Genomic DNA, 6755 nt, shown 5'->3' with positions numbered 1-6755 from the left:
GTTCATACGCAGCCGGGCTCTGCCTCTCCGCAGCCTTGCAATGGATTTAGCAACACGGCCTAGTAGTCGCCGTCGAGCTCACCGACCCCGTGAGCGTCGCCCCGCGCTGGGATAGATTGACCGCTCGTCGCGCTCAGGAGATCACCCTGACCTTCACCACCGTCCTCATAGGCTGGAAGTCATGAGTCTCATCGACCCGAAAGTCGCGGCCGCCGCACGGGATCGAAAGCTCGTCGGCTCGCGACGGGCGCTGACGGCCACGATCCTCTGGGGGCTCGCGGGGTTCGCCGCCGCGACGATCATCGGCTTCGGCATCGGCGGCTTCTTCGACCAGGTGCGCATCGTGTCGATCAACAGCGTGTTCAGCACCTGGGACGGCGGCGTCCCCGTCGCCGTCCGATCGACGGCCCTGCCGGTCGGCATCATCGCCAGCATCATCACGATGGGCGCCTACTCGGCGTGGAACCACCGCTACACGGGCCGGCGCACGTACTACGCCTTCCTCGGCCCGGCATCGATCGTCCTTCTCGGCCTCGCGACCGGCGTGCTCCTCTCGCTGCCGATGTGGGCGGCACCGGATGCCGTGGGCGTCGCCGTCGACCCCGTCTTCCACGAGGACGAGGCCTGGGGCGTCGGTGCGTGGATCATGTACACCGGTATCTGGTGGCTGCCGGGCATCTTCATCGCCCTGGGTCTCACCAGCATCATCGGCCGCCTGCGCGCGCAGCGCTTCCGCCGGCGCAACGCCGACCTGGCCGCCGAACTCCTCGCCAGCGGCCGCCTCGTCGACGCGGAGGTCACCTCGTCGCCGCTGTTGTCGGCGGAGGCCATGACCGCCTCGCACGCGGCCGTCTGCCTCACGTTCGCGTTCGACGACGGGCAGGGTGCACGGCGCTGGGTGACGTGCCTCGCCCTCCTGTCGCCACGCGAACTACCCGCCGAGGGCGAGACGCGTCCGCTCGTGTTCGACCCCCGCACGCCCTCCGACGTGAAGCGGATCTTCGTCTCTCCGACGGGAGACCTCGAGCCCTCGGCGTTCGTCGCCGTGCGCGCCGCCTGAGTCGGACACCGACGCCGACGCGCCTGGTACCTTTCCCCGTGCCGCGCACCGCACGGGGGCGGGTGATCGGGGATCGTCGCGGTCGAGACAGGACGACCCTAGAGGCACGCCTGTCAGAGACAGGTGTCGACGACGGCCTGATCGTCGAGCACGGCGACGATGCGCTCGGCCAGGGGCCAGTACGGGGCGTAGTGCGTCGGATCGCGATTGATCTGCACCCGATGGGCGACCTCCGTCGGCTCCGTGGCCGACCGCTCCGGCTCAGGCACTTTCTCGGCCATGGCACGGTAGAACAGGCTCGCCGCCGTATACGGGTCGAGCCGCTGCTCACGCGATCCCCAGCCGTCCTGCTGCTGGAACAGACCGATCGAGGTCGTGCGCGAGCCGTCCGGGTTGGTCACTCCGCTCGTCTCCCAGTCGCCGTAGTCGATGTTCTGCAGACTCGACTCCCCCAGCGCCGTCATCACCGCGATCGTCTGGTCGCGCACAGGCAGTCCGGCATCGCGGCCGGCCGCCACGATGCTGCGTGCGTTGTCGAGCTGCTGCCGCCCGAATCCCTCGGCCTCGGCGCAGACGGCGGCATGGCGCACGGCCTGCCCGATCGCCACCCCCGCCACGCCGAGCCCGATGGCGAGCACGGCCACCACCGCCAAGGCGACCGCCCGGCGACGACGCAGCTGCCGCCGCCGTCGGGCGCTGAGCACCGGGCGACGGCGAACGGATCGACGCCTCGCCGAGCCGCCGCGGCCGGATGTCGAGGAGCGCGAGGTCACCGCGGCATCCTGTCATGCGCGACTATCCGTCACCCGAACGTCGGCTGATCACCGGCCGGGGGGCACCCGACGATGGGGATCACGCCGCCTCAGCCGATCGGCTCCACGGCGTCGCGCACGCGGCGCCCGGCGGCGCGCACGGCGCCGATGGATGCCGCGATCACCAGGACGATTCCCACGATCTCCAGCCACGCGAGATGCTGTCCGAGCAGTGCCCAGCCGGCCAACGCCGCGACCGCCGGGGCGAGCGACATCAGGATGGCGAACGCCGCCGCCGGAAGGCGCCGCAGCGCAATCAGCTCGAACGCGTACGGCAGCGTCGACGACAGCAGGGCAACCGCGGCGCCGAGCGCGAGCATCTCCGGCCGAAGGAGCGCTGCGCCCGCCTGGACGATGCCGAACGGCAGCGACAGCACGGCGCCGATCGTCATCGCGATGGCCAGCCCGTCCAGGCGCGGGAATGCGGCGCCCACGCGCGCCGACGCGAGGATGTAGATCGCCCAGCTCGCCGCGGCGCCGAGCGCGCAGAGCACGCCGAGGAGGTCGAGTCGATCCCATCCGCCGCCGGCCAGGGCGACGACGCCGACGAGTGCGACGCCGGCCCACAGCCAGGACGAACGACGCCGCCCCGCGATGATCGACAGCGCGAGCGGGCCGAGCACCTCGATCGTGACCGTCACTCCCAGCGGCAGACGTTGCAGCGCGAGATAGAACAGCCCGTTCATCGTGCCGAGGACGACGCCGAACACGATGACATCGCGCCACGCGCTCGCCCCGTGCCCGCGCAGCCGCGGCCGCGCGACGGCCAGAAGGATCAGCGCAGAGAACGCGAGGCGCAGCATCACCATGCCGAGAGCGCCGACGTGCGGGAAGAGCGTGACCGCGATCGCCGCGCCGCCCTCCTGACACACCAGTCCGGCGACGACGAGGCCGACGGCGGCCGGCGCTCCAGACGCGGGTGTGCGCGCGGCGCTCACGCGGCGCTCATCGGCAGCTCACACCGTGCTCGATCTCACGGGATCGGGCATACCGCGGCGGCCGTCACCTGCGCGGCCATGTCCTCCGCCGTCCACGGCAGCCCCGCCTGCGGGGCGGTGCGTCCCGAAGCCGCCGGCGCCTTCGACGCGATGGCCGCGAGCTCCCACGCGAGACTGCGGACGAGGTCGCTCGACGCCCGCGAGTTGTTCAACGTGACGACGACGCTCATCCCAGTCGTGCTGTCGGCGAACGCGGCCGTCAACGCACCGGGGACCGAGCCGTACTGCCCGACGAGGCTGCCGGCCTGGTACGCCCCACCACGCGCGGTGAACCACGACGGACCGTTCGCCACCGCCGGCAGCGGGTTCTCGAAGCGGCCCGGCGCGTCGTAGGGACGGAGCCCCATCGCCAGCGCCTGCACGTATCGACCCGTGTCGGCGAGATCGCTGATGACACCGGATGCCGTGAAGCCGGCACTCGACGACAGGCCGACCACCGGGGTGGGCGCGGTGCACGCCGCGCTGCCATCGGCCGCGGTGCCCGTCCACAGGCCGTCCAGCTCGGCGGTGCCGTTGTCGGGCAGCGACGAGGAGGTCATCCCGTTCGGACCGAACACGTACTGCTGAAAGAGCTGCGCCGCGGTCTTGTTGGTCGCGCGCTCGAGGGCGAAACCCAGCAGCACATAGCTGGTGTCGGAGTCGGCGAATACGGTTCCGGGCTGGGTGGTCGATTCGCGCGACATCCCGAAGGCCATCAGCTCCCGCGGCGTCCAGACACGGGAGGGAGTGGCGCGTATGCGCGCGTCGATGCTCGGATCGTACGGACCGATCCCCGACGTCGAGTCGCAGAGCTGACCGAGCGTCAGGCCGTCCCGAGCGCCCTGGTCCCCCAGGCCCGTCACATATTTGCCGACCGGATCATCCAGCGAGACCACGCCGTCGTGGACGAGCCCGTAGAGCACGTCGCAGGTCATCGACCGCGTCACCGCACCGGCGTGGAAGGTCATGGCGTCGTTCACCGCGGCGCCGCCGGGAGCGACCGTGCCGACGCCCGCGTCCCAGACACCCGCCCACGGAACACGCACGCCTACGATCGCAGCCGAAGCCCCCGAGGCCGCCACCGCACGCTCGACGGCCGTCTGCAACTGGGCCTGCACATCGCCGCCGATGGCGGCATCCACCTGATCCGGCAGTGGCAGCGCTACCGTGTCGGTCGACGAGCACGCGGCCAGCGCGATCGCCACCGCGAGCGTGCCGGCTACCGCCGCAAGACGCCGCGATCGACGAAAAGTCCGCATCCTCACCCCCTGGTCAGTCCTTTCAGCGTAGATCACGATGCGCAGACGACCCGACGCCGTGACGCTCCTGTGACGATTCCGTCGCGGGAGCCATTGCGCCGGCGCAGACCCGTGGCACCGCGCACACCCGCCCCTAAGGTGGGTGCCATGGCGCACACCTTCGACGACGACACGCTGACCGGCGTTCTCGGCCACATGAACGACGACCACTCCGACGACAACCTGCTCATCGCGCGGGCGTTCGCGCCGGAGGTCGACGTCGTGGCGTCCGAGATGGTCACGTTCGACGGCGCGGCCGGTCAGTGGCACGTCACACTGGCCGACGGCGGCGAGGACGTCATCCGCGTCCCCTGGCCCGGCGGGCAGATCAGCGAGCGGCGGGACGTGCGCCGCGAGATCGTCGCGCTGTACGACGAGGCGTGTGCACGACTGGGGATCACTCCGCGCCCGCACGGATGAGCGCAGGGGCCGTCCGGGTACTCAGCGATCCCGCAGAAAACCTTCAGTTTAGGTGAGCCTTAGTTTCAGATACACTGACGGCTGTGACCGAGCCGATCCCGTTCTCCACCGCCCTGCGCGAGCGTTCGCGCACCGCCCACTCCGGCAGCGAGCACGCCGGGTTCATGGACGACCTCATGCGCGGCCGCGGCACGCGCGACGACTACGTCGCGCTCGTCGCCCAGCACTGGTTCATCTACGACGCCCTCGAGGCCGCCGCCGACGCGATGCGCGATGACCCGGTCGCCGCGCCCTTCATCAGCGAGAAGCTCACGCGCCTGCCCGCCATCGAGGCGGATCTCGCCTTCCTCATCGGCGACGACTGGCGCGAACGCATCGCGCCGCTTCCGACGACCCGCCGCTACGTCGAGCGCATCCGCGAGGTGGGCACGACCTGGCCGGGCGGCTTCGTGGCCCATCACTACACCCGCTACCTCGGCGACCTCTCCGGGGGCCTGTTCATCGGAAAGCTCATGGCGCGCCAGTTCGGCTTCGAGACGAACGGCATCGGCTTCTACCTCTTCGACCAGATCGCCGACCCCGCCGCTTTCAAGGATGTCTATCGCGAGCAGCTCGACGCCGTCGCATGGGATGCCGAGGAGCGCGAGCGCGTCATCGATGAGGTGCTGGCCGCGTACCAGTTCAACACCGACCTCTTCGTCGATCTCGCCACCGCCAAGGCCGCCGCCGCGGCATCCGCCTGACCCGCGTTTCGACTCCTCGCGGGCCGGTCAGAAGCCCGCGGCGCGGACCCCGGCCATGAACCGGCGGACGTCGGCATCCACGAGGATGTCGCTCGGGCGCAGCGGGCGCGACAGGTAGAGGCCGTCGAGCGAGGTCAACCGCGACAGCGCCACGTACGTCTGCCCGGGTGCGAACGCTCCCGAGCCCAGGTCGATGACGGCGCGGTCGTACGTCTTGCCCTGCGACTTGTGGATCGTCACCGCCCAGGCCAGTCGCAGCGGGAACTGCGTGAACTCCGCGACGATCTCGCGGGTGAGCTTTCGCGAGCCCGGGTCGTACGCGTAGCGGAACCTCTCCCAGACGGCCGGCTCGACGTCGACCTCTTCACCGTCCAGCTCGACCCGCACCGTCCCCCCGGCGATGCGCGTGACGGTGCCGATCGAGCCGTTCACCCAGCGCGGGCCGTCGCCGCGACCGCCCACATCGTTGCGGAGGAACATGACCTGCGCGCCCACCTTGAGCTGCAGCTCGGTGTCGGCGGGGTACGACGCCTCGCCCCGCCCGAAGTCGCCGCTGACGTCGGCGCGCGCCGTCTGCACCGCGCCCGGCAGGGCGTCGAGGTGGCGCTGGTTGATGCGCGACACGATGTCGTTGCGGGTCGCCAGGGTGATGATGGGAGGCTCGCCCTCGACCGGTTCGGGCACCGGGCGGGCACCCGCGGCGTTCAGCATGCCCGCGATCTCGGCGGTCACCACCCCGTGGCGGACGGCGTTGAGCATCGCCTTGAAGCCGTCGTCGGACTGGCGGTGGATCTGGCGCAGTTCGCGGATGTGCAGGGGCGCCCCGACGCGGCCGAGATCGAGCAGCCCGTCGGAGCGGATCGCCGAGCCGTCCGTCGAGGGGCCCGCCCACACCTGGGCGTCGAAGAACCAGAACGAGCGGTAATGGTCCTGGATGTAGCGCAGCTCATCGCCGCGCGGCGGCACGGGCGAGAGCTGGTAGGGGTCGCCGAACATGATGATCTGCACGCCGCCGAACGGCTCCGAGCGCCGGCCCCGCGCTTGGCGGAGCGAGCGGTCGATGGCATCCATCAGGTCGGCGTTGACCATCGACACCTCATCGATGACGAGGGTGTCGATCGCCTTGAGCACCCGCCGCGCGGGTTCGGACTGCTCCAGCTCGCTGTCGGCGATGAGGCCGATCGGCAACCGGAAGAGGGAGTGGATCGTCTGCCCCTCGACGTTCAGGGCAGCCACCCCCGTCGGGGCGCAGACGGCGATCTGCTTCTCGGTGTTCCAGGCGACGTGCTGCAGGAGAGTGGACTTGCCGGTGCCCGCGCGCCCGGTCACGAAAACGTGCTCCCGCGTGTCCTCGATGAGGCGGAAGAGCTCCTCCTGCTCGGCGGAGAGGGAGGGGATGCTCACCGGATCCATGCTAGCCATCAGGAAGGGTTTCCTAGACTGGA

Annotated in this window: 7 protein-coding genes; 3 read left to right on the top strand and 4 right to left on the bottom strand. The window is 70.6% G+C overall.

The window, feature by feature from the left end; translation table 11 throughout:
• Positions 1–181 precede the first annotated feature (181 nt).
• A complete protein-coding gene (locus tag AS96_RS07745; RefSeq protein ID WP_036287875.1) occupies positions 182–1060 on the top strand; it encodes a hypothetical protein in 879 nt (292 codons plus the stop codon).
• Positions 1061–1173: 113 nt separating this feature from the next.
• Here the strand turns inward: AS96_RS07745 and AS96_RS07740 are convergent, their stop codons facing one another.
• From AS96_RS07740 to AS96_RS07730, 3 genes are all read right to left on the bottom strand, one after another.
• The gene (locus AS96_RS07740) at positions 1174–1833 is read right to left on the bottom strand and encodes a peptidase M23 (RefSeq protein WP_231477168.1); all 660 of its coding nucleotides are present in this window, start codon (positions 1831–1833) and stop codon (positions 1174–1176) included.
• A gap of 89 nt (positions 1834–1922) precedes the next feature.
• Positions 1923–2810: an EamA family transporter gene (locus AS96_RS07735; RefSeq protein ID WP_036287872.1), complete on the bottom strand. Its 888-nt coding sequence runs from the start codon at positions 2808–2810 to the stop codon at positions 1923–1925.
• Positions 2811–2845: 35 nt separating this feature from the next.
• Entirely contained in the window at positions 2846–4108 is a 1263-nt protein-coding gene (locus AS96_RS07730; RefSeq protein WP_036287869.1) for a serine hydrolase domain-containing protein, read from the bottom strand.
• A 147-nt stretch (positions 4109–4255) separates the two neighbouring features.
• On the opposite strand from AS96_RS07730, the gene AS96_RS07725 reads away from it, so the two are divergent.
• Together AS96_RS07725 and AS96_RS07720 are read left to right on the top strand one after the other, a co-directional pair.
• Positions 4256–4567, top strand: coding sequence for a DUF2470 domain-containing protein (locus AS96_RS07725; RefSeq protein ID WP_005051782.1), 312 nt, complete (start codon positions 4256–4258; stop codon positions 4565–4567).
• Between the two features lie 83 nt (positions 4568–4650).
• Positions 4651–5310, top strand: a complete 660-nt coding sequence (locus AS96_RS07720; RefSeq protein ID WP_036287866.1) for a biliverdin-producing heme oxygenase — start codon at positions 4651–4653, stop codon at positions 5308–5310.
• A 27-nt stretch (positions 5311–5337) separates the two neighbouring features.
• Here the strand turns inward: AS96_RS07720 and AS96_RS07715 are convergent, their stop codons facing one another.
• Positions 5338–6723, bottom strand: a complete 1386-nt coding sequence (locus tag AS96_RS07715; protein WP_036287864.1) for an ATP-dependent DNA helicase — start codon at positions 6721–6723, stop codon at positions 5338–5340.
• Positions 6724–6755: the final 32 nt, after the last annotated feature.

This window comes from Microbacterium sp. MRS-1 (genome assembly GCF_000585455.1).
GTDB classification, from domain to species: Bacteria; Actinomycetota; Actinomycetes; order Actinomycetales; family Microbacteriaceae; genus Microbacterium; species Microbacterium laevaniformans.
This window is presented reverse-complemented; position numbering and strand designations above follow the sequence as displayed.

Coding starts and splice junctions, on each gene's coding strand:
- AS96_RS07725 (WP_005051782.1), top strand. CDS start 4,256: ATGGCGCACACCTTCGACGACGACACGCTGACCGGCGTTCTCGGCCAC.
- AS96_RS07730 (WP_036287869.1), bottom strand. CDS start 4,108: ATGCGGACTTTTCGTCGATCGCGGCGTCTTGCGGCGGTAGCCGGCACG.
- AS96_RS07745 (WP_036287875.1), top strand. CDS start 182: ATGAGTCTCATCGACCCGAAAGTCGCGGCCGCCGCACGGGATCGAAAG.
- AS96_RS07715 (WP_036287864.1), bottom strand. CDS start 6,723: ATGGATCCGGTGAGCATCCCCTCCCTCTCCGCCGAGCAGGAGGAGCTC.